This is a genomic window from Streptomyces sp. NPDC028305, from assembly GCF_055569495.1.
Genome location: NZ_JBVHTN010000011.1, coordinates 16,497 through 43,011 on the forward strand (window position 1 = coordinate 16,497; position 26,515 = coordinate 43,011).

24 protein-coding genes and 2 pseudogenes are annotated in these 26,515 nt (G+C 71.5%); 16 read left to right on the forward strand and 10 right to left on the reverse strand.

What is annotated here, in order from left to right; translation table 11 throughout:
* The first annotated feature begins 41 nt into the window (after nucleotides 1-41).
* The gene (locus ACZ4WQ_RS39860) at nucleotides 42-1,040 is read left to right on the forward strand and encodes an FAD-dependent oxidoreductase (RefSeq protein ID WP_398370760.1); all 999 of its coding nucleotides are present in this window, start codon (nucleotides 42-44) and stop codon (nucleotides 1,038-1,040) included.
* Nucleotides 1,041-1,182: 142 nt separating this feature from the next.
* On the opposite strand, the gene ACZ4WQ_RS39865 is transcribed toward ACZ4WQ_RS39860, so the two are convergent.
* The 3 genes from ACZ4WQ_RS39865 to ACZ4WQ_RS39875 all read right to left on the reverse strand — a co-directional run bounded on the left by ACZ4WQ_RS39865 (nucleotide 1,183) and on the right by ACZ4WQ_RS39875 (nucleotide 5,055).
* Entirely contained in the window at nucleotides 1,183-3,267 is a 2,085-nt protein-coding gene (locus tag ACZ4WQ_RS39865) for a PTS fructose transporter subunit IIABC (protein ID WP_311726449.1), read from the reverse strand.
* Between the two features lie 85 nt (nucleotides 3,268-3,352).
* The gene (gene pfkB, locus ACZ4WQ_RS39870) at nucleotides 3,353-4,297 is read right to left on the reverse strand and encodes a 1-phosphofructokinase (RefSeq protein ID WP_398370757.1); all 945 of its coding nucleotides are present in this window, start codon (nucleotides 4,295-4,297) and stop codon (nucleotides 3,353-3,355) included.
* Nucleotides 4,294-5,055: a DeoR/GlpR family DNA-binding transcription regulator gene (locus tag ACZ4WQ_RS39875; protein ID WP_398370755.1), complete on the reverse strand. Its 762-nt coding sequence runs from the start codon at nucleotides 5,053-5,055 to the stop codon at nucleotides 4,294-4,296. Before ACZ4WQ_RS39875 ends, pfkB begins: the two co-directional genes overlap by 4 nt.
* A gap of 267 nt (nucleotides 5,056-5,322) precedes the next feature.
* Between ACZ4WQ_RS39875 and ACZ4WQ_RS39880 the strand changes: the two genes are divergently transcribed.
* Nucleotides 5,323-6,060: a 3-oxoacyl-ACP reductase family protein gene (locus tag ACZ4WQ_RS39880; RefSeq protein ID WP_311726452.1), complete on the forward strand. Its 738-nt coding sequence runs from the start codon at nucleotides 5,323-5,325 to the stop codon at nucleotides 6,058-6,060.
* Nucleotides 6,061-6,228: 168 nt separating this feature from the next.
* Here ACZ4WQ_RS39880 and ACZ4WQ_RS39885 read toward each other — a convergent pair whose 3' ends face one another.
* The gene (locus ACZ4WQ_RS39885; RefSeq protein WP_385342564.1) at nucleotides 6,229-7,230 is read right to left on the reverse strand and encodes a sigma-70 family RNA polymerase sigma factor; all 1,002 of its coding nucleotides are present in this window, start codon (nucleotides 7,228-7,230) and stop codon (nucleotides 6,229-6,231) included.
* Between the two features lie 475 nt (nucleotides 7,231-7,705).
* On the opposite strand from ACZ4WQ_RS39885, the gene ACZ4WQ_RS39890 reads away from it, so the two are divergent.
* Together ACZ4WQ_RS39890 and ACZ4WQ_RS39895 are read left to right on the forward strand one after the other, a co-directional pair.
* The gene (locus ACZ4WQ_RS39890; protein WP_361183138.1) at nucleotides 7,706-8,128 is read left to right on the forward strand and encodes a hypothetical protein; all 423 of its coding nucleotides are present in this window, start codon (nucleotides 7,706-7,708) and stop codon (nucleotides 8,126-8,128) included.
* Between the two features lie 136 nt (nucleotides 8,129-8,264).
* A complete protein-coding gene (locus ACZ4WQ_RS39895) occupies nucleotides 8,265-9,365 on the forward strand; it encodes a questin oxidase family protein (RefSeq protein ID WP_398370752.1) in 1,101 nt (366 codons plus the stop codon).
* Between the two features lie 8 nt (nucleotides 9,366-9,373).
* On the opposite strand, the gene ACZ4WQ_RS39900 is transcribed toward ACZ4WQ_RS39895, so the two are convergent.
* Nucleotides 9,374-10,135, reverse strand: a complete 762-nt coding sequence (locus ACZ4WQ_RS39900; RefSeq protein WP_398370750.1) for a dioxygenase — start codon at nucleotides 10,133-10,135, stop codon at nucleotides 9,374-9,376.
* A gap of 181 nt (nucleotides 10,136-10,316) precedes the next feature.
* On the opposite strand from ACZ4WQ_RS39900, the gene ACZ4WQ_RS39905 reads away from it, so the two are divergent.
* Nucleotides 10,317-10,829, forward strand: coding sequence for a MarR family winged helix-turn-helix transcriptional regulator (locus tag ACZ4WQ_RS39905; protein WP_385342560.1), 513 nt, complete (start codon nucleotides 10,317-10,319; stop codon nucleotides 10,827-10,829).
* Between the two features lie 119 nt (nucleotides 10,830-10,948).
* On the opposite strand, the gene ACZ4WQ_RS39910 is transcribed toward ACZ4WQ_RS39905, so the two are convergent.
* On the reverse strand, nucleotides 10,949-12,457 hold the full coding sequence (locus ACZ4WQ_RS39910) for an MFS transporter (RefSeq protein ID WP_398370748.1): 1,509 nt from the start codon (nucleotides 12,455-12,457) through the stop codon (nucleotides 10,949-10,951).
* Nucleotides 12,458-12,659: 202 nt separating this feature from the next.
* Nucleotides 12,660-13,307 carry a TetR/AcrR family transcriptional regulator gene (locus ACZ4WQ_RS39915; protein ID WP_311726458.1) on the reverse strand — a complete coding sequence of 216 codons (648 nt, stop codon included), beginning with the start codon at nucleotides 13,305-13,307 and terminating at the stop codon, nucleotides 12,660-12,662.
* A 249-nt stretch (nucleotides 13,308-13,556) separates the two neighbouring features.
* On the opposite strand from ACZ4WQ_RS39915, the gene ACZ4WQ_RS39920 reads away from it, so the two are divergent.
* Nucleotides 13,557-14,915, forward strand: coding sequence for a M6 family metalloprotease domain-containing protein (locus ACZ4WQ_RS39920; RefSeq protein WP_398370745.1), 1,359 nt, complete (start codon nucleotides 13,557-13,559; stop codon nucleotides 14,913-14,915).
* Here ACZ4WQ_RS39920 and ACZ4WQ_RS39925 read toward each other — a convergent pair.
* Complete coding sequence (locus ACZ4WQ_RS39925) at nucleotides 14,881-15,573, reverse strand: TetR family transcriptional regulator (RefSeq protein WP_398370743.1); 693 nt, start codon at nucleotides 15,571-15,573, stop codon at nucleotides 14,881-14,883. The genes ACZ4WQ_RS39920 and ACZ4WQ_RS39925 overlap by 35 nt on opposite strands.
* A gap of 147 nt (nucleotides 15,574-15,720) precedes the next feature.
* Between ACZ4WQ_RS39925 and ACZ4WQ_RS39930 the strand changes: the two genes are divergently transcribed.
* The 10 genes and pseudogenes from ACZ4WQ_RS39930 (at nucleotide 15,721) to ACZ4WQ_RS39975 (ending at nucleotide 24,301) form a co-directional block, all read left to right on the forward strand.
* Nucleotides 15,721-15,876 (forward strand): hypothetical protein, encoded by a 156-nt coding sequence (locus ACZ4WQ_RS39930; protein WP_398370741.1) that lies wholly within the window; start codon nucleotides 15,721-15,723, stop codon nucleotides 15,874-15,876.
* A 3-nt stretch (nucleotides 15,877-15,879) separates the two neighbouring features.
* Nucleotides 15,880-16,173 (forward strand): DUF4190 domain-containing protein, encoded by a 294-nt coding sequence (locus ACZ4WQ_RS39935; RefSeq protein WP_385342551.1) that lies wholly within the window; start codon nucleotides 15,880-15,882, stop codon nucleotides 16,171-16,173.
* A 39-nt stretch (nucleotides 16,174-16,212) separates the two neighbouring features.
* Nucleotides 16,213-16,326 (forward strand): annotated as a pseudogene (locus ACZ4WQ_RS39940) (RNA-guided endonuclease TnpB family protein); the annotation flags it as partial.
* 23 nt (nucleotides 16,327-16,349) lie between these two features.
* Nucleotides 16,350-16,664 (forward strand): annotated as a pseudogene (locus tag ACZ4WQ_RS39945) (2Fe-2S iron-sulfur cluster-binding protein); the annotation flags it as partial.
* Between the two features lie 129 nt (nucleotides 16,665-16,793).
* The gene (locus ACZ4WQ_RS39950; protein WP_311726463.1) at nucleotides 16,794-17,840 is read left to right on the forward strand and encodes an ABC transporter substrate-binding protein; all 1,047 of its coding nucleotides are present in this window, start codon (nucleotides 16,794-16,796) and stop codon (nucleotides 17,838-17,840) included.
* Between the two features lie 49 nt (nucleotides 17,841-17,889).
* A complete protein-coding gene (locus ACZ4WQ_RS39955) occupies nucleotides 17,890-18,816 on the forward strand; it encodes a siderophore-interacting protein (RefSeq protein ID WP_398370738.1) in 927 nt (308 codons plus the stop codon).
* Nucleotides 18,817-18,989: 173 nt separating this feature from the next.
* A complete protein-coding gene (locus tag ACZ4WQ_RS39960; RefSeq protein ID WP_398371791.1) occupies nucleotides 18,990-20,576 on the forward strand; it encodes a pyridoxal phosphate-dependent decarboxylase family protein in 1,587 nt (528 codons plus the stop codon).
* A gap of 28 nt (nucleotides 20,577-20,604) precedes the next feature.
* The gene (locus ACZ4WQ_RS39965) at nucleotides 20,605-21,918 is read left to right on the forward strand and encodes a lysine N(6)-hydroxylase/L-ornithine N(5)-oxygenase family protein (RefSeq protein ID WP_398370736.1); all 1,314 of its coding nucleotides are present in this window, start codon (nucleotides 20,605-20,607) and stop codon (nucleotides 21,916-21,918) included.
* Entirely contained in the window at nucleotides 21,915-22,514 is a 600-nt protein-coding gene (locus tag ACZ4WQ_RS39970) for a GNAT family N-acetyltransferase (RefSeq protein ID WP_398370734.1), read from the forward strand. Before ACZ4WQ_RS39965 ends, ACZ4WQ_RS39970 begins: the two co-directional genes overlap by 4 nt.
* Nucleotides 22,511-24,301, forward strand: coding sequence for an IucA/IucC family protein (locus tag ACZ4WQ_RS39975; RefSeq protein ID WP_398370732.1), 1,791 nt, complete (start codon nucleotides 22,511-22,513; stop codon nucleotides 24,299-24,301). Before ACZ4WQ_RS39970 ends, ACZ4WQ_RS39975 begins: the two co-directional genes overlap by 4 nt.
* Here ACZ4WQ_RS39975 and ACZ4WQ_RS39980 read toward each other — a convergent pair.
* Entirely contained in the window at nucleotides 24,291-25,076 is a 786-nt protein-coding gene (locus tag ACZ4WQ_RS39980; RefSeq protein WP_398370730.1) for a hypothetical protein, read from the reverse strand. The genes ACZ4WQ_RS39975 and ACZ4WQ_RS39980 overlap by 11 nt on opposite strands.
* Nucleotides 25,060-25,575, reverse strand: coding sequence for a SigE family RNA polymerase sigma factor (locus ACZ4WQ_RS39985; protein ID WP_311726470.1), 516 nt, complete (start codon nucleotides 25,573-25,575; stop codon nucleotides 25,060-25,062). The genes ACZ4WQ_RS39980 and ACZ4WQ_RS39985 overlap by 17 nt, the downstream gene beginning before the upstream one ends.
* Between the last annotated feature and the right edge of the window lie 940 nt (nucleotides 25,576-26,515).

Genomic DNA, 26,515 nt, shown 5'->3' on the forward strand with positions numbered 1-26,515 from the left:
CCGTGACGAGGGGCAGGGAGTCGAGGGAAGGGTGGGGAGCGATGACGGAAACGGAGACGGAGGCGGAGACCACCATGGACGCCGACCTGATCGTCGTCGGTGGGGGCCCGGCCGGCTGCGCAGCCGTGGTGATGGCCGCGGGCCTCGGAATCCGGTCCGTGCTCGTCGAGTCGGACGAATCGCTGTGCCGGGCGCTGGAGCGCGTTCCGGTGCTCAGCAATGTGATCGGCTTCGCCACCGGTCCCGCGCTGGCGGCGGCGATCAGGGCGGATGTCGCCCGCTCCGGTCTGTGCCGGGCGGAGCTCGGCCGGCGGGCCGTGCGGATCGACGCCCATGAGGACCGGGTGGAGGTCGCCACCGTGCCCGCGGGGGCGGCGACCGGCCCCGGGCTGCTGCTGACCGCGCCGTACGCCGTGGTCGCCACCGGCGTGGGGCCGCTGCGGCCCGAGGACGCCGGATGGATCGGCGGTCACCGGGGTCTGGAGCTGCCCCCGCTGTGGGAGGCGGACCCGGCCGCGCTCGCCGGCCGCAGCGCGCTGGTCCTCGGCGCCGACCGGCCGCTCGGCACCTATCTGCGGGCCCATCCGGGCCTGGAGAGCCGGTTTGTCGTCGCCTGTCCGCCGGGCGACGCGTACAAGGCCGAGGAGATCGCCCAGGACCCGCGGGTCGAGCTGGTGCCGGTGCGTCATCTGACCCTCATGCTGCCCGCGCCCGGGGAGCCGCCCTCGTCCGAGGCCCCGGTGATGGCCGAGGCGCTGACGCTGGAGGGCGAGCGGCGGCCCCTGACCGGCCACCGAGGGTTCCGCAACCTCGGCAGCGGCCCCACGCCGCCCGGCGGGGACCTCTCCGCCGACGCCTCGGGCTACTGCCCGCCCGCCCTTCAGCACCCGAGGGTCTTCACCGCGGGCGATCTGCGCTCCGCCCGCTTCCAGCGGATCGCGACCGCCATGGGGTCCGGGAGCGAGGCCGCGCTCGGCGCCTACTACGCGTCGCGCGGCCTGCCGACGGAGGTGACGGATGACGTACCGCCCCACGCATGACCCGGCGGTGAGGCGGAGTCGATCCGCCTCACCGCCGGGCGAGGGACGCCGCGGTCCGCGGCCGTGGGGGTGGCCGTGGGGGTGGCCGTGGCTCCGGTGCTGGTGCTGGTTCCGGTTGCGGTTGCGGTTGTGGTTCCGGTGGTCAGACGGTGGCGGGCACCTTCGCCTCGCCGCCGGCGCCGCCCGCCGCGGCCTCGCCGTCGGCGACCGCGGCCGCCTCGGGCCGGGCCGTCTTGCGCATGCCCTTGAGGACGATGACCAGACCGGCCGAGACCGCCGTGCCCGCCGCGATGGCCAGCAGATAGAGGAACGGCTGTCCGATCAGCGGGACCACGAAGATGCCGCCGTGCGGGGCGCGGAGCGTGCAGTCGAAGGCCATCGACAGCGCGCCGGTGACCGCGCCGCCCACCATCGAGGAGGGGATCACCCGCAGCGGGTCCGCTGCCGCGAACGGGATCGCGCCCTCGCTGATGAAGGACGCTCCCAGCACCCAGGCCGCCTTGCCGTTCTCCCGCTCGGTCTTGGTGAACAGCTGCCCTCGGACGTTGGTGGCCAGGGCCATGGCCAGCGGCGGGACCATGCCCGCCGCCATCACCGCGGCCATGATCTTGAGGCTGCCGGTGCTCGGGTCCGACACCGCGATGCCGCCGGTCGCGAAGGCGTACGCGACCTTGTTGACCGGGCCGCCCAGGTCGAAGCACATCATCAGGCCCAGGATGACGCCGAGGATGATGGCGTTCGTGCCGGAGAGCCCGTTGAGCCAGTCGGTCATGGCGCTCTGCGCGGAGGCGATGGGCTTGCCGATCACCACGAACATCAGGAAGCCGACGATCGCCGAGGAGATCAGCGGAATCACCACCACCGGCATGATGCCGCGCAATGGCGCCGGGACCTTGAACCGCTGGATGCCCATGACCACGGCGCCCGCGATCAGGCCCGCGACCAGGCCGCCCAGGAAGCCCGCCTTGATGGTGGTCGCGATATAGCCGCCGACGAAACCGGGCACCAGGCCGGGCCGGTCGGCCATGCCGTAGGCGATATAGCCGGCCAGGACCGGCACCAGGAAGGTGAACGCCGCCCCGCCGATCTGGAAGAGCAGCGCCGCCCAGCTGTCCTGCTCCGTCCACACGAAGTGGTCGGCGACGGACTTGGCGCTCGCGATCTCGTAGCCGCCGATCGCGAAGGCCAGCGCGATCAGCAGACCGCCCGCGGCGACGAACGGGACCATGTAGCTGACACCCGTCATCAGCCACTTGCGCAGCCGGGTGCCGAAGCGGTCACCGTGCTCACCGGCCGCGTCCATCGGCGACGGGCGGTCGGCGCCCGCGGAGGAGGCGGCGGGTGCGCTGATCTCGCCGCGCGCGGCCTTCTCGCGCACCTCGGCGATCAGCTCCGCCGGGCGGCTGATGCCCGCCTTCACCCCGACGTCGACGGTCGGCTTCCCGGCGAACCGCTCCTTGTCCCGCACCTCCACGTCATGCGCGAAGATCACCGCGTCGGCGGCGGCGATGGTGGTGGGGGCGAGCCTGTCGAACCCGGCCGAACCCTGGGTCTCGACCACCAGCTCGATCCCGGCCTCCCGGGCGGCGTTCTCCAGCGACTCGGCTGCCATATAGGTGTGAGCGATGCCGGTGGGGCAGGAGGTCACGGCCACGATCCGGAAGGGCGCGGAGGCCGCGGGTGCCGCAGGCTCCGCACCGGCTGCGGCAACGGGAGCGGGAGCGGCCGGCTCGGCCGCGTCGCCGGTGTCGCCCGGCTCGGCTTCGGCCGCCGCCGACGGCTCCGGCTGGTCGCCGCGGATCAGGGCGGCCGCCTGCCGCGGGTCGTCGGCGGAGCGCAGCGCGCCGGTGAACTCGGCGTTCATCAGCTGGCGCGCCAGGCTGGACAGGATGGTCAGGTGATCGCTGTCCGCGCCCGCGGGCGCGGCGATCAGGAAGATCAGGTCGGCCGGACCGTCCGGGGCGCCGAAGTCGATGCGCGCGGCGCTGCGCCCGAAGGCCAACGTCGGCTCGGTGACATGTTCGCTGCGACAGTGCGGTATGCCGATGCCGCCGTCGAGTCCGGTCGGCATCTGCGCCTCACGGGCCGCCACGTCGGCCAGGAAGCCGTCGAGGTCCGTGACGCGGCCGGCCGCGACCATGCGTTCGGCGAGCGACCTGGCGGCCGCTTCCTTGGTGTCGGCGGACAGGTCCAGGTCAACCAGATCCGCGGTGATCAGCTCACTCATCTCGCGGCTCCCTTGCATGCGGTGCCGCCCCGGGGAAGGTGGGCGGGCGAAATGGGGACAGGGGGTGGGAGGGGGGTCGGGCTGGTCACGCGGGCTCCGTGAGAGCGCGGTCCAGCGGAACGTCCGCGGTCGTGGTGACGGCGGACGGGTCCAGGTCGGCCGGGGTGGGCATGACGCTGCCCGGCAGTTGTACGGCGGCCGCGCCATGTGCCACGGCCGAGGCGAGGGCGGCCGGCCCGAGGCCGCCCGCGGCGAGGAATCCGGCGAGGGAAGCGTCGCCCGCACCGACATTACTGCGGACGGCGGCGACAGGCGCCGAGCCGAAGTAGCTGCCGGTCTCGTCGACCAGCAGCTGGCCGTCCGCGCCGAGGCTGGCCAGGACGGCGCGAGCGCCGAGCGCCCGCAGCTCCTCGGCCGCCTTGACCGCGTCGCCGACGGTGCCCAGCGGGCGGCCCACGGCCTGGGCCAGCTCCTCGGCGTTCGGCTTGATGACGTCGGGGCGCTCGCGGAGGGCCGCGGTGAGCGAGGGGCCCGAGGTGTCCAGGGCGATCCGGGCGCCCGCGCGGTGGGCCCGCGCCACCAGCTCGGCGTACCACTCGGGGGCGAGCCCGGGCGGCAGGCTGCCGCAGCAGGCGATCCAGTCAGCGTCGGCCGACTGCGCCCGCACGGCCTCCAGCAGCGCCTCCGCCTCGGCGGTGGTCAGCTCGGGCCCGGCCGCGTTGATCTTGGTGAGGGTGCCGTCGGGCTCGGCCACGGAGATATTGACCCGGGTCGAGCCCTGCACGGGGACGCCCGCGGCCTCGATCCCCAGCCCGCCGAGCAGCCGCGCCAGCAGCGCGCCCTCCGGCCCGCCCAGCGGCAGCACGGCGACCGTGCGGTGCCCGGCGGCGGCCACGGCCCGTGAGACATTGACGCCCTTGCCGCCGGGGTCGACCCGGTCGGCGGCGGCCCGCAGCACGGCGCCGCGCTCCAGCCCCGGGATCTCGTAGGTGCGGTCCAGGCTGGGGTTGGGGGTGACGGTGAGGATCATACGCGCGCTACTTCCGTGCCCTGCCGCTCGATGGCCAGGGCGTCCTGCGGGCTGAGCCCGGTGTCGGTGATGAGCAGATCGACATGGCCGAGGTCGCCGAACCGGGCGAAGTGCTCCTGACCGAACTTGGACGAGTCGGCGAGGAGGACGACCCGGCGGGCGGCGGCGACGATGGCGCGCTTGACCGCGGCCTCCGCGAGGTCGGGGGTGGTCAGCCCGCCCTCGAGCGAGAAACCGTTGGTGGCGAGGAAGACAACATCGGCCTTGACCTCTCCGTAGCCGCGCAGCGCCCAGGCGTCCACCGCGGCGCGCGTGCGGTGGCGGACCCGGCCGCCGACGAGGTGGAGGGCGATGCCGGGGTGGTCGGCGAGCCGGGCGGCGATCGGCAGCGCGTGGGTGACGACGGTGAGGTCCGCCTCCAGCGGGACCGCGGCGGCCAGCCGGGCCGCCGTCGAGCCCGCGTCGATGATCACGCTGCCGTCGGCGGGCAGCTCGGCGACGGCGGCGCGCGCGATGCGGTCCTTCTCGTCGGCGGCGGTGCTGTCGCGCTCGGCGAGGTCGGGTTCGAAGTCGAGACGGCCGGCCGGGATGGCACCCCCGTGCACGCGGCGGACCAGGCCCGCCCGGTCGAGCGCCCGCAGATCGCGCCGCACGGTCTCGGCGGTGACCTGGAACTCCTCGGCGAGGGAGAGCACATCCACCCGCCCGCTCTCGCGGGCCAGCCGGAGGATCTCCTGCTGCCGCTCCGGTGCGTACATGTGGGTTTACGTCCTTTCCATGCCCGAACCTGTGATTTCGCGGCCAGATTACGTCCCCAATGCCAGGAAGTAAACAGACTCGGGCAGAAAACAATCCCGTACGGACACGCCCAGGCCAAAGCCGGACGCGATCGGGCATACGTGGCGCGCCAGCGCGACGTCCGAATGCCGCCGGAAACTTCGCCCCCGCGCCACGAGGATCGAGCCATGTCCTCCAGGACGACTCAAACCACAGCAACACGACTGAAGACAGGACGAGGGACGCACATGGCACTCGACGGCAAGGCGGCACTGGTCACCGGCGGCAGCCGGGGCATCGGCGAGGCGGTGGCGCTCCGGCTCGCCGAGGAGGGCGCCGACATCGCCCTGACCTACCAGAACAGCGAGGACCGGGCGGCGGCCGTCGTCGACCGGATCAAGGCCCTGGGCCGCCGGGCCTGGGCCGTCCAGGCCGACAGCGCGGACCCCCGCGCGGTGCGTGAGGCCGTGGCCGGGGCCGCCGCGGAGTTCGGGCGGCTCGACATCCTGGTCAACAACGCGGGCACCGGTGTGCTCGGCCCGATCGGCGATCTTGCGCTCGAGGACGTGGACCGCGTCCTCGCCGTCAACATCCGCGCGCCCTTCCTCGCCGCCCAGGCCGCCGCCCACCATCTGACCGACGGCGGGCGCATCATCAACATCGGCAGCTGCATGGCCGAGCGCGTCGCGTTCCCCGGCGGCTCGCTGTACGCGATGAGCAAGACCGCCCTGACCGGGCTGACCAAGGCGCTGGCCCGCGAGCTCGGCCCGCGCGGCATCACCGCCAACCTTATCCACCCCGGCCCCATCGACACCGATATGAACCCCGCCGACGGGGAGGGTGCCGCCATGCAGAGCGGCTTCACCGCGCTCGGCCGCTACGGGCAGCCGTCGGAGATCGCCGCGACCGTCGCCCACCTCGCCGGGGAGGACGGCCGCTACATCACCGGGGCGTCGATCGCCGTGGACGGCGGCTTCGCCGTCTGAGCGCCGGACACCCTAGAGCACCCGACACCCTGAGCACCCGACACAGGGTTGAGCACCCGACACAGGGTTGAGCCCCGGCGCCTGGGGGGGGAAGAGGCGCCGGGGCTCGTCTGTGGGTGGGTGAACAGATCAGGGACAAGGAGAGGGACAACAAGGGAGGACGGTGGCTCAGGCCGCTTCGTCGAAGCCGGTCTGGCGCGCCATCTTCTTGAGCTCCAGCAGCGCGTGCTTCTCGATCTGGCGAATCCGCTCGCGCGTGAGGCCATGCTGCTTGCCAACCTCCGTGAGCGTGCGCTCCCGCCCGTCGTCGATGCCGTACCGGGCCTTGATGATGGACGCGGTGCGGTCGTCGAGCCGGCCGATGAGACCCTCCAGCTCCTCGCTGCGCAGCAGTGTCATCACCGACTGCTCGGGCGAGACGGCCGAGGTGTCCTCCAGCAGATCGCCGAACTGGGTCTCGCCCTCGTCGTCCACCGACATGTTCAGGCTGACCGGGTCGCGGGCCCAGTCGAGCACATCCGAGACCCGCTCGGTCGTGGAGCCGAGCTCCTCGGCGATCTCCGAGTGCTCCGGCTCGCGGCCGTGCTCACGGTTGAACTCGCGCTGCACCCGACGGATCCGGCCGAGCTCCTCGACCAGGTGGACGGGCAGCCGGATGGTGCGGGACTGATCGGCGATCGAGCGCGTGATGGCCTGGCGGATCCACCACGTGGCATAGGTCGAGAACTTGAAGCCCTTGGTGTAGTCGAACTTCTCCACCGCGCGCACCAGGCCGGCGTTTCCCTCCTGGATCAGGTCGAGGAGGGGCAGCCCGCTGCGCGGGTACCGGCGCGCGACGGCCACGACCAGGCGCAGGTTGGAGCGGATGAAGACGTCCTTGGCTCGGGCGCCCTCGGCGGCTATCGCCTCCAGCTCCTCGCGGCTCGCCCCGGCCGCCGCGGCGTCCTCGATCGCACTGTCCAGGATCTGCTGGGCATAGACACCCGCTTCGATTGCCTGAGACAGCTCGACCTCCTTGGCCGCGTCGAGCAGCGGGGTGCGAGCGATCTCGTCGAGATACATGCCGACCAGGTCGCGATCGGCGATCTCCCCGCCTGCGGCGCGAACACTGTTGGCCCCATCAGCGCCACTGCCGGTGGCCTGATTGCGGGCGACGGCACGGGTTGCCATGCGTGCTCCCTTACAGATGGATCGGGCGCGGACTGTGGACGGATATTCCTGCCGGGTGCCCCGTCCGATGGAAACAACGACTGGAATCCGGACAGAATTCCCCTGACCCGCAGAGCATTTCGCGATCATGCAGTACCCTGTCCGGACGCACGGTGTCGATTTGCCCTTATAACACCCGGAAGTGCAGGTCAGGACGGGTACCGAGGGCGGCCCACGGGCCCTTGCCCACCTCTGCGGACCACGCGGTCCGGGCCATGGCCATCACCCCCGATGCCGACCCTTCACCGTCGGACGGCGGCGCCCGCGGTGCTCTCACCCCCGAAGACGTGCCCGGCCCGATTCTGGTTGCGTGCGCCGGAGCGCGGCCATCCGCCGAGTTGCCGGGGCCGTCACCCGGGTGTGCGCTGGAGAGTGAGAGGTCAGGGCGCCTGACTCCGGGCGCCCGCACCAGGGCGCCGACGAAGGAGAGCCCGCCATGAACGCCCCCACCGCAGCCCCGGCGCACCACCGCCATCGCCCACATCTCAGTCTCCCCCACGTCCAGGTCCGTGCGCACCCCTCCGCCTCCTGGGTGGTCCCGACCGTGCTGGGCATCCTCTATGGCGGATACGTGATGTTCATCGATCACAACCAGGGGACCCCCGCGCCCTGGGCCGGTCTGTTCGGCCTGGTGGCGGCCGTGGTCGTCGGGGCGCTCTGCTATCTCATCGGCAGGACCCAGTCCGCCTTGATGCCGGAGCTGAGGGCGGCCGCGTACGGGGCGCTCCTCGGCTGTGCCTTCGGCTTCCTGTACAGCGTGAGCGGGCACTCCGTGTTCCGCTCCTCGATGATGGGCCTCGCCGGGGGGCTGGCGATGTACGCCGCGTCCTACTACGCCTTCCGCACCCACGCCGACTGACCGCCGGACTCCAGAACAGGCCCCGTCCAGGCCCGGGACCAGGAACCCGGGCCGCGCGGCGTAGGTCCCCGGGCCCCCGCACCCGTACATCGCCGGACCGTTACGGCGCCCGGCCCCGCTGCCTAGCGTGGCGTGCATGGACGACACGAGCGGCACACTCGACGAAGCGCTGGAACGGCTGCACACCACGGGCCCCGAGCGCGGCGGCTGGCTGACCAACCACGCCCCGATGGCCGTCGAGGCCCTGGTCCGGCACGGGCAGGCCCCCTCGGTGCACCGTTGGCTCGACCTCTACGCCCACAAGCTCGAAGACATGCCGGCCCCCTACGCCACCGTCACCGACGCGAACTGGACCGAGGCGCTCGGCGACCCGCGCCGCATCACCGACTGGACCGCGTACTTCACCCGCGAGCTCGCCGACCACCCCTGGCGCGAGGTCCTCGCCCAGTGGTGGCCGCGGCTGCTGCCGGGGATCGCCGGCGGGGCGACGCATCCGGTCATCCGCGTCGGCCACGCGGTACGCACCCTCCTCCTCGAGACGGGGCAGTCCCCGACGGCAGGCCGAGCGACCGCCGGGCCCCGCGCCCACGAGCTGGCCCACGCCCTCGGCTACTGGGCCGCCCGCCACGCCCCGCTGCCGCCGCTCGGCCTGCTGCCGGGGCCCGCCCCGCGCACCCCCGCCGACGCGCTGGCCGCCGTACCGCGCATCGCCGACCAGAGCGGCGGCATCCGCGACCGGCTGGCGCGGATCACGACGTTCCCGGCCTGGCCCGCCCCCGCCCCCGGAGCGCTCGGGCCGGACGAGGCGCGAGCGCTGCTGGCCGGGCTGGTACGGGCCGCGGCGCACCGCTACGCCACCCACGCCCACGGCGAGCCGATCATGCTGGTCCACGCCGTGACCGCGCCCAACGCCGTGCTGCGCACCCTGCCCGCGCTCCCCCATGAGCTGTGGGCGGCGAGCCTGGACGCGGCATGGTCGGCGAGCGCCGCGGTGCTGGCCTCGTACGCGCCGCCCTCGGCCGTCCCGCCCGGCGAGCTGCCGGCCGTACCGGCCGGGTCGACGCCGGCCGAACGGTCCGGCGAGGTCTTCGCGCACGCCGCCGCGCACGGCGACGAGCACGTGATCAAGCTGGCCGACACGGTGCTCGATGTCGCGGCGATGCCGACCGGCGAAAGCGACGAACGCGCCCTCGCCGGGGCCCTGCGCGCATGCGCGCTCATCGAGCCGATGGCCTGATGCCCCCGTCAGCCGAACTGCACGGACCGCTTGGCCAGCCCCATCCAGAAGCCGTCGATGACGCTGCGCTGGCTGCCGAGGTCGGACTCCGCGGCGCCGAGGGTGACGAACAGTGGCGCGAAATGCTCGGTGCGCGGGTGGGCCAGGCGGCCCGCCGGGGACTTGCGCTCGAAGTCCAGCAGCGCGTCGATGTCCTGGGCGTCCAGCGCCCGGTGCCCCCAGTCGTCGAACTCCGTCGACCAGCCGGGCGGCGTCGGCCCCGTGTTCCGCAGCGCGGCGAGGTTGTGGGTGAAGAAGCCGCTGCCGACGATCAGCACCCCCTCGTCCCGCAGCGGGGCGAGCTTGCGGCCGATGGCCAGCAGCTCGCCCGGGTCGAGGGTGGGCATCGACACCTGAAGGACGGGGATGTCGGCGTCCGGGAACATCTCGACGAGCGGGACGTACGCGCCGTGGTCCAGGCCGCGGTCCGGTATGTCCTGGACGGGCGTGCCCGTCGTACGCAGCGTCCTGCGCACCCGCTCGGCGAGCTCGGGCGCGCCGGGGGCGTCGTAGCGCACCCGGTAGTAGTGCTCAGGGAAGCCCCAGAAGTCATACACCAGCGGCACGGTCCGGGTGGCCCCGAGCGCCAGCGGCGCCTCCTCCCAGTGGGCGGAGACCACCAGGATCGCCTTGGGCCGGGGCAGCCCGGCCGACCAGGCGGCGAGCTGGCCGGGCCAGATCGGGTCGTCGGCGAGCGGCGGAGCGCCGTGGCTGAGATAGAGGGCGGGCATGCGCCCGTCCGGTACGGATGAAGAAGTGGATGAGGCAGAGGAAGAGGCGGACGCGGACGGCGTGGTGGCGGCGGACATGGCGGCTCCCGAAGCCAGAACTTGAAGTCTCAAGAGAAATTTTCAGGGCACACTGTAGCCCGCACTTGTTTAAAGTTCAAGAACTGGCTCCTACAATGGACACGTGGAAGCGATGAAAACCCCCGCAGACGCCGATGAAGACGCCCGCTGGCTGACCGACGACGAGCAGCACACCTGGCAGGCCTACATCCAGACGAGCATGCTGCTCGAAGACCATCTCGACCGTCAGCTCCAGCGTGACGCAGGCATGCCGCATGTGTACTACGGCCTGTTGGTGAAGCTCTCCTGGGCGCCACGCCACCGGCTGCGGATGACCGAACTGGCCGAGGCGGCGAAGATCACCCGGTCCCGTCTCTCGCACGCCATCACTCGCCTGGAGAAGAACGGCTGGGTACGGCGCGAGGACTGCACCTCCGACAAGCGCGGCCAGAACGCCGTCCTGACGGACGAGGGGTTCGAGGTGCTGAAGAAGGCCGCGCCCGGCCATGTCGAGGCCGTGCGCGCGGCGATATTCGACCGGCTCACACCGGAGCAGATCCGCCAGTTCGGCGACATCTGCCGCATCGTCGCGGACGGTCTTCAGCCGGCGGGCGCCGACCTGCCCTGGCTGCGCTGACCCCTGCCCCGGCCGCGCCGCACGGCACGGCACGCGAAACGGCGGAAAGCCCCGCTCCTCCCGGAGCGGGGCTTTCTCATCGCACCGCGTGCGGCCCTACGACGGCCGGACGACGCGGATCAGTGCGCCATGACCGGGATCGCGTCCTCCGCCGCGCCGTCGCCGGAGCCGGTGGCCGCCGGGCCGCCGTCCTGCCGTCCGGCGTTGACGAAGGTTATGGCGATGACCGCGGAGACCACCAGGATGCCGACCGCCCACCAGATGGCGGTGGTGTAGCCGTGCACCATCGACTGGAGCTCCAGCACCTTCGGCGAGCGGGCCGTGGCCGCGTGCGACTTGCCGTACTCGTTCCCCGCGCTGGTGGCGATGGTGTTGAGGAGCGCGGTGCCGATCGCGCCGCCCACCTGCTGCGAGGTGTTGACCATCGCGGAGGCGACACCCGCGTCACGCGGCTGGATGCCATGCGTGGCCAGGCTCATCGCCGGCATGAACGCGGTGCCCATGCCGAGGCCCAGCAGCAGGAACCCGGGCAGGATCAGCAGCGGGTACGAGGTGTCCAGGTCGATCTGGGTCAGCAGCAGCATGCCGATCGCGGCGACCAGGAAGCCCGGGCCCATCAGCAGCCGGGCCGGGACCCGGGTCATCAGCCGCGTGCCGATCTGCGTCGAGCCGGTGATCATACCGACGATCATCGGCAGGAAGGACAGACCGCTCTTGACCGGGCTGTAGCCCTTCACGACCTGCATGTAGTAGGTCAGGAACAGGAACAGACCGAACATGCCGATGACTGCCAGGCCCAGCGCCAGGTACACCCCACCGCGGTTCCGGTCGGTGACCACGCGCAGCGGCAGCAGCGGCGCCTTGACCCGCGACTCGACGACCGCGAAGGCGGCCAGCAGCACCACGGCGGCGACGAACAGGCCGATGGTCAGACCGGCGGTCCAGCCGTCGCTCTCGGCGCGGGTGAAGCCGTAGACCAGCGAGACCAGGCCCAGCGTGGCCAGCAGAACACCGGGCATGTCGAGCTTGGCGGGGTTACGGCTCTCGGCGGGCTCGCGGATCACGGAGATCGCGCCGACCGCGGCGATGGCGGCGAAGGGGATGTTCACGAAGAACGTCCAGCGCCAGTTCATGTACTCGGTCAGCACACCGCCGAGGATCAGACCGACGGCACCGCCACCACCCGCGATGGCACCGAAGATGCCGAACGCCTTGGCGCGCTCCTTGGCGTCGGTGAACATCACCGCGAGCAGCGAGAGCGCGGACGGGGCGAGCAGCGCGCCGAAGATGCCCTGAAGCGCGCGGGCGCCCATCAGCATGGGCGAGTTGAGCGCGGCGCCGCCCAGCGCCGAGGCGACCGCGAAGCCGACCAGGCCGACCACGAAGGTCTGCTTGCGGCCCCACAGGTCGGCGAGGCGTCCGCCGAAGAGCAGCAGACCGCCGAAGGCCAGCGCGTAGGCCGTGATGACCCACTGCTTGTTGCCGTCGGAGATGTCCAGGGCGTCCTGGGCGGAGGGCAGGGCGATGTTCACGATGGTCGCGTCGAGCACGACCATCAGCTGGGCGAGGGCGATGAATATCAGCGCTTTCCAGCGCCGGGGATCGACGGAAGATGCCGTTTCAGGCATGAGTGGGCCTACCTAGCGGTGCGGAGAGTGAAAAACGGGACGTTTGACAGACGTGACGGACTGGCCGGCGCAACGGGGCGGCGTACAGCCATGACGCGGCGGCATGCCGGAACGGGCACGACGAGCCGTTGCTGACGACGAGAAGACTGGCGAACGAACGAGAACTAATCGGTCCAGGTCACCGGACGACGCGTGATGTGCGTCACGGACGACGCTTCAGATCCTCCAAGGTGGCCGCGGAGCCGGACAGTACGGAGCGCGCCGGGGCAGCCAGTCCGTCCAGGAACAGCTGTAGATGCCGGTGCACAAAGATGTCGAAGTTCAGGCAGGCACCGCCGGGCAGCGGCCTGGTGAGCTGGGTCAGGGCGACCATCAGATCGCCGACGTCGATGTCGGCGCGCAGCTGGCCGGAGTCGCGCGCGGCGGCCATCAGGGCGCCGATGGCGTCCTCCAGGCGCGCTTGCGCGGCGACGTGGTCGGGGTGGTTCTTGTTGATGCCGTCGGAGAGCAGCGGGCACAGCGCACCGACCCGCTCCTCGGCCGCCGCGTGGACGAAGCGCCGCAGCGCCGCGAAGGCGTCGGGCTCCTCCGCCAGGGCGGCTTCGGCCTGGCCGGCGATGCGCTCCATCACCGAGACGGTGACATGGCGCACCAGCTCCCCGCGGTCCGCGAAGTGCCGGTAAAGGGTGGCATTGCCGACCCCCGCCCGTCGAGCGATTTCATCGAGCGAGACCTCGGCCCCGTGCTCGACGAGCACCTCGCGGGCCGCCGCGACGATCCGCTCCCTGTTGCGCAGGGCGTCGGCGCGCAGCCTGGGCCGCACGGGCTGCTGAGTGGTGACGACTCCCACGGCGGCACTCCTTCCGACACGGTCCGGCACGTTCCGGCACGACGATTCGGTGTTCAACATTTCCGGGGACTCGGTCCCCGTTTGGTACGTACGGTTAAACGGGGAGGGCGTCCCCGGAAATTTCACGAGCGGACGTGACCTGCCTCACACCTGTCCGGCGGCCATGCCGCCCGGACGGAGCAGCCGTTTCCCCCGCCCGGACGCACCCCACGGGCGCCCGGACGGGCGCCGCCAGACGGTGGACTCGCCATGAAGCACTCAAGCGAGACGACTCGCCACCGTACGCGCCATCGAACGCGCCCCCGAATACGCAGGCCCCGCCGAGGCAGCGTGTTCGCCGCGACCGCCGTGCTCACGGTGACCGTGGCGGCCGCCCCGGTGGCGGTCCCCGGCCCGCCCCCGGCCGCCCCCGCCCCTCCCGTGCGCGCCCCGGCCCTGCCGGCCAATCCGGCGTACGGAGCCCTCGCGCCCTGTGCGCTGATCCCCGGCGAGGGGCTCCAGATGACCGAGGGGCTGCCGACCGGGCCCGGCTACGCCCCCAGCGCCGGGACGGTCAAGGCACTCACCCTCATGATCGACTTCCCGGACATCAAGGGCCGGGGCACCGCCCGCAAGCGCTACGCGGAGTTCTTCCCGCAGACCTCGCGCTGGTTCAAGCGCAGCTCGTACGGCCGGCTCAAGTACCGGTCCACGGCCCCGATCAAACACTGGCTGCGGATGCCGCACTCCTTCCGCAGCTACGGCATCAAGCGCGGCAGCCCCTTCGAGCCGGGCTACCGCAGGCTGGTCGCGGACATCGCCAAGGTCGCCGGCCCAAAGGTCGACTTCAGCCGCTACGACCTCGTAAACGTCCTCGTCACCCCGAACGCCGGGCCGCCCGCCGCGCGCGCCGTGCTGTCCGTCACCTACTCCGGCAACCAGCGCGCCCCGGTCGCCGACGGCGTGCCCCTGGCCAATGTCTCCTTCGTCTACAGCCGCCAGGACGACGGCTCCGGCACGCTCTCGAAGACCGGCTACCGCGTGCTCCCGCACGAGAACGGCCATGTCTTCGGACTCCCCGACCTCTACACCCGGCGGGGCGGGGAGAGCGCGGGCCACTGGGACATCATGTCCGAGGACTGGGGCGCCGGGAACGACCTGCTGGCCTGGCACAAGTGGAAGCTCGGCTGGCTCGGCGCCGGACAGGTCGACTGCGTCGCCCGCCCCGGCATCACCCGGCGGGCGCTGCGCCCGCTCGGCCGGGCGGGCGGCACCAAACTGATCTTCGTGCCGGTCTCGGAGTACGCCGGATACGCCGTGGAGGCCCGGACCAACGAGGGCAACGACGAGGCGGTGTGCAAGCCCGGCGTCCTGGTCTCCTGGGTGGACACCCAGGTGGACTCCGGCCGGGGACCGATCACCGTCGTGGACAGCACCCCGGGCAGCGGCGGCTGCACCGACGAGCGCAATGTGCACCCCGGGCTCAGCGACGCCGCCTTCACGCCCGGCCAGACTTTCACCGGCGGGGCGCTGGGCACCGGCGTCCGGGTCCGGGTCACCGAGCGCGACTCCCGCGGCGACTACCGCGTCGAGATCACGCGGTACGCCAGTGGTGGCGGCCGAGGCTGATCAGCAGCAGCTGGCGGCGGGCGGTGGCCGCCACGCGCCGTACGGCCTCCGAGTCCCCTGCACGTACGCCCTCCGGGTCCCCGGCACGTACGGTCTCCGGGTCCCCGGCCCCCGGATCCTCGGTCTGCGCCTCAAGGAACGCCGCCGCGGTCATCACCATGTGGTCCACATACAGCTGGGCGAGCATCCGGACGTCCTCCGGGGACCAGCCCTCCCCCGTCAGCTGCGGGGCGAACGCCTCGGCGGCCTCGTCCGTGAAGCGCGCCAGCTCGGCGGCTATCGCCTCCCGCACGGGCCGTACGCCGCCGTGGCGCTCGCGCGCGATGAAGCGGACGTGCGCCGGATAGCGGCGCACATGCTCGGCGACGGCCTCGACGGTGGCGTCGATCCGCTCCTCGTCCCCGTCCTGCTCGGCCAGGATCACCCGGACCATCGCGTGCAGGCTGCCCAGGGACTCCTCCACGAGCGCCACGCCCAGGTCGCTCATGTCGCGGAAGTGCCGGTAGAAGGCGGCGGGCGCCACGCCCACCACGCGGGTCACCTCGCGCAGACCCAGGCTGCTCAGGCTCTGGTCCTCCAGCAGCCGCAGCCCCGCGTCCAGGAGCGCGCGCCGGGTCTTCAGCTTCTGGGCCTGCCGGGCTCCGAGGGTGTGACTCATGTCATTCAGTAAACAACCGTTCGCCGACTTTTTCCAGCGGTGTGCGGGGGTATCCTAAAGTCAGTGAACAACTGTTTTTCCAACTGTTCACTGAACCGCACGCCATCCGCACCCCGGACCCGGATCCGACTCCCGAGAGAGGCACCCATGCTCTTCATCGTCGCGGCTCTCGCCCTGATGGGGCTCCTTCTGGGAGCGGCGGCTCACACCCCGCTCCCAATCTTCCTCACCGCCTCCGCCGCCATCGCCACCTGGCTGCTGGTCTTCTTCATCCGCGAACGCACCGGGCACAAGGAGAGCTGACCCATGGCCCTGACCGCCCCCAGCCCCAGCCCTGCCCGTACCCACACCGACTCGGCCGCGCGGCGCCGGGACGCCGACGGCATGGCCGTGGCCTCGTTCGTCCTCGGCCTGATCGGACTGCTGCTCTTCAACGCCGTCTTCGGACCGTGCGCGATCGCCCTGGCCACACTGGCGATCGCCCGGCAGACCCAGCGCCGCGGCCGGGCCCTGCTCGGCCTCGCCCTCGGCTTCGCCGACATCGTCCTGCTGATCGTCCTGGTGACGGTGGACAACACGGTCTTCTGGCAGTTCGGCTGACGCGACGTCACCCCCAGGCCCCCAACGGCCCTTCCACCCAACGGAGCCCGGAACATCTTGCACCTGTACCGGATGGGCCTCGCGCTCATCCCGGCTGCCGGGAGGGCAGTCGTCAGGCGCGCACGCCGCGTCAGACCCGCCACCGCAAGGTAGGCAGGAATCTCCCGGATTCATCCGGGAGAGCACTTCAATGCTGCGGCCCCGAGCCACTGCAAGCGGACATCGCCACCTTCGAGTTGGTCCTGGCCCGCTCCGGGCTGACCCCGACCGTGCCGCCGGAGCGCAGCGTGCTGCGGACGGTCGAGGCGGCGGGGGTTCCGGTTCTGTACTCGCGTGAGGAAGGGACCTGCGGGACGTGTGAGGCCGATGTGGTCGAGGGCGAGGTGGGCCACCGGGACTCCGTACTCACCGACGAGGAAAGGGAGTCGGGCGAGACGATGATGATCTGCGTCTCGCGCTGCCGGGGCGGCCGCCTCGTCCTCGACCTCTGATCAGCGACTTGATGCGTACGGCCGCGGAGTGGCCCCGCCCACTGGACATCGAGGTTGGTTAGGCTAACCTAACTAAGGCCTCGGGCGTTGTCCGTGGCTGCCCCCGTACGCATCGAGAGAAGGCATCCCATGCCCCGCCCCCATGCCCTCCCCCTCTCCCGCCGTGGCCTGCTCGCCGCCGGCGGCCTCGCCGGACTCGGCGCCCTGGTCACCGCGTGCGGGGGCAAAAACGGTTCGGAATCCTCCGGCGTCGAAGGCAAGAGCGGGGACAAAAGCGGCGGCGGCTCCTGGTCGTTCACCGACGACCGCAAGAAGGCGATCAGCCTCGGCAGCCGCCCCGAGCGCATCGTCGCGTACATCGGCTCGGCGGCCGCGCTGTACGACTTCGGCATCGACGACCAGATCGTCGGCGTCTTCGGCCCGACCAAGCTGAAGAACGGCAAGCCGGACGTGCAGGCCGGCGACCTCGACGTGGACAAGGTGACGTCCCTCGGCAACACCTGGGGCCAGTTCAACGTCGAGAAGTACGCCTCGCTCAACCCTCAGCTGCTGATCACCAACATGTTCGACCCCGGCGCCCTGTTCTACGTCCCGGACGAGGCCAAGGACAAGATCCTCGCCCTGGCCCCCAGCGCCGCCCTCACCACCGGCCGGGTCTCCATGGTCGAGCCCATCAAGCGCTACGCCGAACTCGCCGCCTCCCTCGGCGCCGACCTCAAGGCCAAGAAGGTCACCGACGCCAAGGCCCGGTTCGAGGCCGCCGCCGAGACGCTGCGCAAGACCGTCAAGTCGAAGAAGATCAAAGTCATGGCCTGCTCCGGCAGCGCCGAGCTCTTCTATGTCTCCAACCCGGCGGTCAACGCGGACCTGATCTACTTCCGCGAGCTCGGTGTCGACTTCGTCGTCCCGCAGAAGACGGACAAGGGCGGCTACTTCGAGAGCCTGAGCTGGGAGAACGCCGACAAGTACGACGCCGACCTGCTCTTCCTCGACAACCGCACCGCCACCCTCCAGCCCAAGGACCTGACCGCCAAGCCGACCTGGTCCAAGCTCCCCGCGGTCAAGGCCGGACAGATCACCGCGTGGAGCAGCGAGCCACGCTTCTCGTACGCGGGCGCCGCGCCGCTCATCGAGTCCCTCACCAAGGCCATCCAGGACGCGAAGAAGGTCGGCTGACCCCGGCGGTCAGCTGACCCACGGCAAGCGAAGGGAAGAGTCCGCTTCCATGACCACCGCAGCCACCACCACAGCCCCCGCCCCCGCCGCCGTCCCCTTCCGCTTCTTCGACGTGACGGTCGTCCGGACCCGGGTCCTCGGCCCGTCCATGGTGCGGATCACCTTCGGCGGCGACGCTCTGAAGGACCTCGCCTCCGGCGGCCGCGACCAGCGTTTCAAGCTGTTCCTGCCACACCCCCACCAGGACGCCCCGCTCGTGCCGGTCGAGGCGGGCCTGGAATGGTTCCCGGTCTGGCGGGCCATGGACCCCGCCCAACGGGCCGTCATGCGCTCGTACACCGTGCGCGAGCAGCGGCGCGAACCCGACGAGCTCGACGTGGACTTCGCCCTGCACGGCGCGGACGCCACCGACACGAACCGCTCCACCGCGGTGGGCGGCCCCGCCTCCCGCTGGGCCGCGAGCGCCCGGCCCGGGGATCGCGCCATGGTCCTCGGCCCGGTCGTCCCCGACAACGGCGGCGTCGACTTCCGCCCGCCGCCCGGCACCGACTGGGTGCTCATCGCCGCCGACGAGACCGCGCTGCCCGCCGTCGCCGGGATCCTCGACTGGCTGCCCGCCGGCACCCAGGCCAAGGTCTGGATCGAGGTGCAGCACGCGGAGGACCTCCAGGAGCTGTCCACCGAGGCGGACGCCGAGATCGTCTGGCTGATCCGCGACGGCGCCGACCCCGCCGAACCGCGCCCGGCCCTCGTCCTGGACGGCGTACGCGCCGCGGCGCTGCCCGAGGGCACGCCGTACGCCTGGATCGCGGGCGAGGCGGGTACGGTCCGCGCGCTGCGCCGCCACCTCGTGCGCGAGCGCGGCTTCGACCGCAAGGCGGTCACCTTCACCGGCTACTGGCGGCTGGGCGCCACCGACGACCAGCTCGTCGAGGAGGCCGTGTCCGGCACCGGCCCCGCGTCGGACGACGACTGACCACACCCCCGCGACACGCCACGGCCGGACCACAACCCCGCACCGCGCAACCCGCACCTCGTCCAGGGCATCCGTGTGCCCCCGTCCAGGGCAGTCCAGGGCACACCCATGCCCGCATCCAGCATGCCCGGATGCCCGCATGCCCCCATGCCCGCATCCAGAAGGGACAGACCGTGAGTCTCCTCGCGCACCCCGCTGAGGACCCGTCGTCAGAGCCGATACCCGGGGCGGCGGATGGCAGGGCCCACCTCTTCAACGACCGTACGGCCGAGCGCTACCGGCGCTCGGTGTCCGACGGCGTCGGCCTGGTGGCCTCCACCGTCGCCCGCACCACACGCCCGTTCACGGGCGTCACCCCCGCCGAACTCGCCCCCGAGATCTCCGGTATCGATCTGGACCGGCCGCTGGGCGACCCGGCCGCCGCCCTCGACGAACTCGAACGCGTCTATCTCAAGGACGCCATCTACTTCCACCACCCCCGCTACCTCGCCCACCTCAACTGCCCCGTGGTCATCCCCGCGCTGCTCGGCGAGGCGGTCCTCTCCGCCGTCAACTCCTCGCTGGACACCTGGGACCAGAGCGCCGGCGGCACCCTGATCGAACGGCGCCTGATCGACTGGACGGCAGCGCGCCTCGGGCTCGGCGAGGCCGCGGACGGCATCTTCACCAGCGGCGGAACGCAGTCCAATCTGCACGCGATGCTGCTCGCCCGCGACGAGGCCTGCAAGCTGGTGGAGAAGGAGACGGCGGCGGCCGGCGCGCCGCTCACCAAGCCCCAGATCCTGCCCCGGCTGCGCATCCTCGCCTCCCAGGCGAGCCACTTCTCCATCGCCAAAGCCGCCGCCGTCCTCGGCCTCGGCTACGAGGCGGTCATCCCCGTCCCCTGCGACCAGGAACGGCGGATGCGCACCGTCGCGCTCGCCCACGAGCTGGACCGCTGCCGCCGCGAGGGCCTGGTCGTCATGGCGGTCGTGGCCACCGCCGGAACCACCGACTTCGGCTCCATTGACCCGCTGCCCGAGATCGCCGACCTGTGCGCGCGGGCCGGGGCCTGGCTGCACGTCGACGCGGCGTACGGCTGCGGCCTGCTGGTCTCCCCGCGCCGCCGCCACCTCCTGGACGGCATCGAGCGCGCCGACTCGGTCACCGTCGACTACCACAAGTCCTTCTTCCAGCCGGTCAGCTCCAGCGCCGTCCTGGTGCGCGACCGTACGACGCTCAGCCACGCCACCTACCACGCCGACTACCTCAACCCGGCCCGCAGCGCCGAGCGGCTCATCCCCAACCAGGTGGACAAGTCGCTCCAGACCACGCGGCGCTTCGACGCGCTCAAGCTGTGGCTGACGCTCCGCGTCATGGGCGCGGACGCCGTCGGGGAGCTGTTCGACGAGGTGGTGGACCGGGCGGCCGAGGCCTGGCGGCTGCTGGACGCCGATCCGCGGTACGAGGTGGTCACCCGGCCGCAGCTGAGCACGCTGGTCTTCCGCTACACAGGGGGGCCGTCCACCGCGCCGCCGCCCCCTGGACTGCTGGACCTGGCGAATCTGCACGCGCGCGAGGCGCTGGCCGCCTCCGGCGAGGCGGTCGTGGCCGGGACGGTCGTGGACGGGGCGCACCACCTGAAGTTCACGCTGCTCAACCCGGAGACCTCGCTCGGCGACATCGCCCACGTCCTCGACCTGATCGCCTGCCACGCGGAGCAATACCTGTCCTCCCCGCACGCCGCCGAACCGGAGTTCACCCGGGCCCGGGCCAGCTGACCGCCTTCCACCCCGCCGGAGACCCCACGTGTCCACCGCCTCTTCCCATGACTTCATCGCCATCGGCCTGGGCCCCTTCAACCTCGGCCTGGCCGCGCTCACCGACCCCATCGACGAGCTGAACGGACTGTTCCTGGAGCGCAAGCCGGACTTCGACTGGCACTCGGGGATGTTCCTCGAAGGCAGCACACTCCAGACGCCGTTCATGTCCGACCTGGTCACCCTCGCCGACCCCACCTCCCCGTACTCCTTCCTCAACTACCTGAAGGAAAACGGCCGCCTGTACTCCTTCTACATCCGCGAGAGCTTCTATCCGCTGCGGGAGGAGTTCAACGACTACTGCCGCTGGGTGGCCGCCCGGCTCGGCTCGGTCCGCTTCGGCCAGGAGGTCACCTCCGTCGAGTACGACGAGGCCGAGGGCCGGTACGTCGTCCACACCACCGAGACGGCCACCGGCGAGCGGCACACCTGGCGGGCCGGGCGGCTGGTGCTGGGCACCGGCACCCCGCCGTACGTCCCCGAGGCCTGCCGCGGCCTGGGCGGCGACCTGATCCACAACTCCCGCTATCTGGACCACAAGGAAGCCCTCCAGGCGAAGGAGAGCATCACCGTCGTGGGCAGCGGCCAGAGCGCCGCCGAGATCTACCACGACCTGCTCCAGGACATCGACGCACACGGCTACCGGCTCGACTGGATCACCCGCTCGCCCCGCTTCTTCCCCCTCGAATACACCAAGCTCACGCTGGAGATGACCTCCCCGGAGTACGTGGACTACTTCTACGGGCTGCCCGCGCACACCCGCGACCGGCTGAACTCCGCGCAGAAGAACCTCTACAAGGGGATCAACTCCGATCTCATCAACGCCATCTTCGATCTGCTCTACATCAAGCACCGCCGCGGCCCCTGCCCGACCCGGCTGCTGACCAACACCGCGCTGCGAGAGGCCTCGTACGACCCGGCCGGCGGCTCGTACACCCTCGGGCTGCGCCAGGAGGAGCAGGGCCAGGACTTCACCCTCACCACCCAGGGGCTGATCCTGGCCACCGGCTACCGCCACCAGGTGCCGGAGTTCCTGGCACCCGTACGGGACCGCATCGCCTGGGACGAGGCCGGGCGGTTCGCGGTCGCCCGCGACTACAGCATCAACACCGCCACCGCCGGGTGCGAGATCTACGTACAGAACGCCGAGCTGCACACCCACGGCTTCGTCACCCCGGACCTCGGGATGGCCGCCTACCGCAACTCGTGCATCATCCGCGAGCTGCTGGGCCGCGAGCACTATCCCGTCGAAAAGTCCATCGCCTTCCAGGAGTTCGCGGCCCCTGAGGGGGCGCTGCGATGAGCGCGGCCCTCTTCACCCGCGCCGACGCCCGGCTCGGCCGCTTCTCCGTACGTCCCCTGGACCCGGTGGCCGACGCCGAGCTGCTGCACCACTGGGTCACCCACCCCAAGGCGTCCTTCTGGCTGATGCAGGACGCCGATGTGGCGCAGGTCGCCTTCGAGTACGGGAAGATCGCCGAGCATCCGCACCACGACGCCTTCATCGGCCTCCACGAGGGCCGCCCCGCCTTCCTGGTCGAGCGCTACGACCCGGCGCGCGTGGAGCTGGCGGGCCTCTACCCCGCCCAGGAGGGCGACGTCGGGATGCACTTCCTGTGCGCGCCGGCCGATGCCCCGGTGCACGGGTTCACCCGCGCGGTGATCACCACCGTCATGGAGTTCCTGTTCGCCGACCCGGCGACCGGGCGCGTCGTGGTCGAGCCGGACGTCCGCAACACGGCGGTGCACAAGCTCAACGCGGCCGTCGGCTTCGAGGTCGCGGGCACGGTGGCCAAGCCGGAGAAGGACGCGTACCTCAGCTTCTGCACCCGCACCCAATTCCAAGCCGCGACAGCATCTGGCGTATCTGACGCATCCGCCCAAGGAGTGCCCCAATGAGCCCCCGAGACGCCGTCGCCCATCTCACCCCGGCCCTCTGGGAGCGGGCGGGCCGCCTCCTCATCCGCAAGGCGCTCGCCGAGTTCGCCCACGAGCGCCTGCTGACCCCCGAGCCCCTGCCCAATACCTCCGGCCATTACGCCGTCACGAGCGACGACGGCTCGGTGGCCTACCGCTTCGCGGCCCGCCGGCTGGCCCTGGACCACTGGCTGGTCGACGCGGACGGCATCACCCGCCACGACACCCGGGACCGCTCCGAACTCCCCCTCGACGCGCTCGACTTCTTCCTGGAGCTGCGCGGGCGGCTCGGGCTCGGCGACGCGATCCTGCCGGTCTATCTGGAGGAGATCAGCTCCACCCTCGCCGGCACGGCGTACAAGCTCGGCGGCGAGCCGCTCGGCGCCGCCGAGCTCGCCAAGTCCGACTTCCAGACGGTCGAGACCGGCATGACCGAGGGCCACCCCTGCTTCGTCGCCAACAACGGGCGGCTGGGCTTCGGGGTGCACGAATACCTCTCGTACGCCCCCGAGACCGCGAGCCCCGTCCAGCTCATCTGGCTGGCCGCCCACCGCGACCACGCCACCTTCACCTCCTCCTCCGACCTCGACTACGACGGGCTGATCGGCGGCGAGCTGGGCGAGGCCACCCTGGCCCGCTTCGCCGGCACCCTGACCGGACTCGGCCTCGACCTCGCCGACTACCGCCTCATTCCCGTCCACCCCTGGCAGTGGTGGAACAAGCTGTCCGTCACCTTCGCCGCCGAGATCGCCCAGCAGCGCCTGGTGTGCCTGGGCAGCGGCGACGACGCGTACCTCGCGCAGCAGTCGATCCGTACCTTCTTCAACACCGACAACCCGTCCAAGCACTATGTGAAGACGGCCCTGTCCGTCCTCAACATGGGCTTCATGCGGGGCCTGTCCGCCGCCTATATGGAGGCCACCCCCGCCATCAACGACTGGCTGGCGGGCCTGATCGCGGGCGACGACCTCCTCCGCGCCGCCGACTTCTCGATCATCCGCGAGCGGGCCGCCATCGGCTACCACCACCGGCAGTACGAGCGGGCCACCGACAAGTACTCCCCGTACCGCAAGATGCTGGCCGCGCTGTGGCGCGAGAGCCCCGTCCCGACCCTGGAACCGGGCCAGCGGCTGGCCACCATGGCCTCCCTCCTCCACACCGACGCAGAGGGCGGCGCTGTCGTCAGCGCCCTCGTCGAGGAGTCGGGCCTGCCCCCCGCACGCTGGCTGCGCCGCTACCTGGACGCGTATCTGCGGCCGGTGCTGCACTGCTTCTACGCGTACGACCTGGTCTTCATGCCGCACGGCGAGAACGTCATCCTCGTCATCGAGGACGGCGCGGTGCGGCGGGCGATCTTCAAGGACATCGCCGAGGAGATCGCCGTCATGGACCCGGACGCGGTCCTTCCGCCGGCCGTCGCGCGGATCCGGGTGGAGGTCCCCGAGGAGCTGAAGCTGCTGTCGGTCTTCACCGACGTCTTCGACTGCTTCCTGCGTTTCCTCAGCGGCATCCTCGTCACCGACGGCCTGCTGGAGGAGGAGACCTTCTGGCGGACGGTGGCGGAGTGCGTCTCGGACTACCAGGCGTCGGTGCCGGAGCTGGCGGAGAAGTTCGAGCGGTACGACATGTTCGCCCCCGAATTCGCGCTGTCCTGCCTGAACCGGCTCCAGCTGCGGAACAACCAGCAGATGGTGGACCTCCAGGACCCGGCCGGGGCGCTCCAGCTGATCGGGACGCTGGAGAACCCCATCGCGCGGTTCAGGGGGTAGCGCTCGGATCGCTGAGGGCGGCGGAGCCGAATATGGAGCGGACCTGCTCCAGCGTGTCGGCGGACGGCCGGTTGAGGCAGACGGACACGGCGATCAGCTCATGCGGCCGGGACGCCCCGGCCGCACGCCGGCCCACCAGCTCACGCGTGCCGCCCGCGCGGCGGCAGGAGTCGCCGGGCGGCGTGTCCGCCAGCCGCGCCCCCTGGCCGATCTTCTCCGGGGACTCCGTGCGCCCCGGCCGCAGGACCATGACCCCTTCGCCGCGCCGCAGCCCGCCAGGCACCAGGCAGTAACGCCGGAGGTCCGTACACCGGTCCTCGCCCACGGCCTCCGGCCGATTCCCGGCGAGCCCTACCGGCCCCAGATCCCCGGCACCCCGCACGACCAGGCCGCTCCAGCCGTCCGGCAGCCGGACCGTCAGCCCGTCGAGGCCGGGATAGCGAAACGCGGAGCCGACGGCGGTAGGCGAAGCGGCGGGCACCTGGTGCATAGCGCCGCTGTCCCCGGGGCCGGCGGCCGGGCCCTGCCCCAGCACGGCCAGCGTGACACCGGCCACCACTCCCCCGGCCACCCCGGCGGCCCCGACCGCCCCGGCCATCCGCCGCCGCCGTCGCCGTACCACCAGCTGCCGGACCCGCCCCATGCGCTGGGCGGGGGCGGGCAGCCGGGGCACGGCCCGCTCGAGCAGAGCCCGCAGCGCCGCCTCACGGCGGGCGTCACCGCCCTGACCAGGCAGAAAGCGCCCCGTCTCGTCCGGCTCACCCATGGCGCTCACAGCCCTCCACCAGCTCGGCGGCGGGCAGCAGACCCTGCAAGGTACGCAGCGCCTTGGACGCCTGGCTCTTGACCGTGCCGGTGGAGCAGCCCAGCACCCCGGCGGTGTCCTCCACGCTCAGGTCCTCGAAATAGCGCAGCACCACCACCGCCCGCTGCCGCACCGGCAGCCGGCGCACCGCCGCCGCCAGAGACTGCTCCAGATCCACCCCCTCGAACTGATCCGGCACGGCCCGCGTATCCGGCACCTCGTCGTGCGGCACCTCCCCGCGCCAGCGCCGCCGCCACCACGAGGCATGCGTATTGACCAGCGCCTTCCGTACGTACGCCTCGGGGTTCTCCGCCGCGATCCGCCGCCACTTCGGCCACACCTTGGCCAGCACCGTCTGCAACAGATCCTCGGCCAGGTGGGCGTCCCCCGTCAGCAGCCAGGCGACCCGCAGCAGCCGAGGCCCGCGCGCGGCGACGAACTCCTCGAAGCCGGGCGTTGCGCCCCTCACTGTCGTGTCCTCGCCATCGCGCCCCTGTCCGAACCGTGTCTTTCACACATGGTGAACGCCATGACGCCGGTACCGGGTTGCCTCCCACCCCAAATCCGCCAACCGGCCGCCAACCAGCACCCCCGCACATCAGCCCTGCGGCCCCCACGGCGCAACCGCTACACTGGCGCCGGTGCGCGCTGCGGGAGCAGAGCGTCGCGCTCCGTACGCCTCCGTGGGGCTTGATCGAAACTCTAAGAGCGCAGGTCAGAGAGGGCCGCCTCTCTGCACTCAGAACGCGCTTCGGGTGATCTGGGAACGCTGTCGGCATTGCCGCAGGTCACGGCCCGTCGCCTGCATCCGTACACACCTCTCGGGCACGCAGCGGCGCGACGGTTGAGCCTTCCGCTCCATGCCTATCGCTTTCATTCGCTCCGACGCCCCTCAGGGGCGCCGAGGTGGCCATTGCCGGACTCTCAAGGCATGAGAGGTATCGCAACCCGCCGACACAGCCACTGCTCACAAGAAGTTGCCGTCGTTGACGAGCAGGAGCGTGTCTTACTCAGACGCTCGCCCAGTGAGAGGGCGTGGAAGCCATTGAGGGCGACAGTGGTCCGCCTCCAGCCGACCGGTTTCTCCCTCATGCGAATCCAGGACCCCCTGTTCACTCACTGGCACTTGGCCGCAACTCCCGTGTTCGGCAATTACACGCCCCCTCCGGCCCCACCGACGCAGGTCGCCACCAGGCACATTTTCGTCGTCCGTCGGAGCCGGGTGAGAGATCTCACGATTCGTCGTCACTCCAGCACGTCACCAGATGCCGTGTATGCCTGGCATCCCCTGACCGAGGTCGAAGGTGACCTGAGTGTGCACCCGCAAGAACTCGGATCGTTTCTGCGGGGATATCTGGAGGGATGGATTCCCGATGGCGCCATCACTCTCACGGGATGAACGACTCACA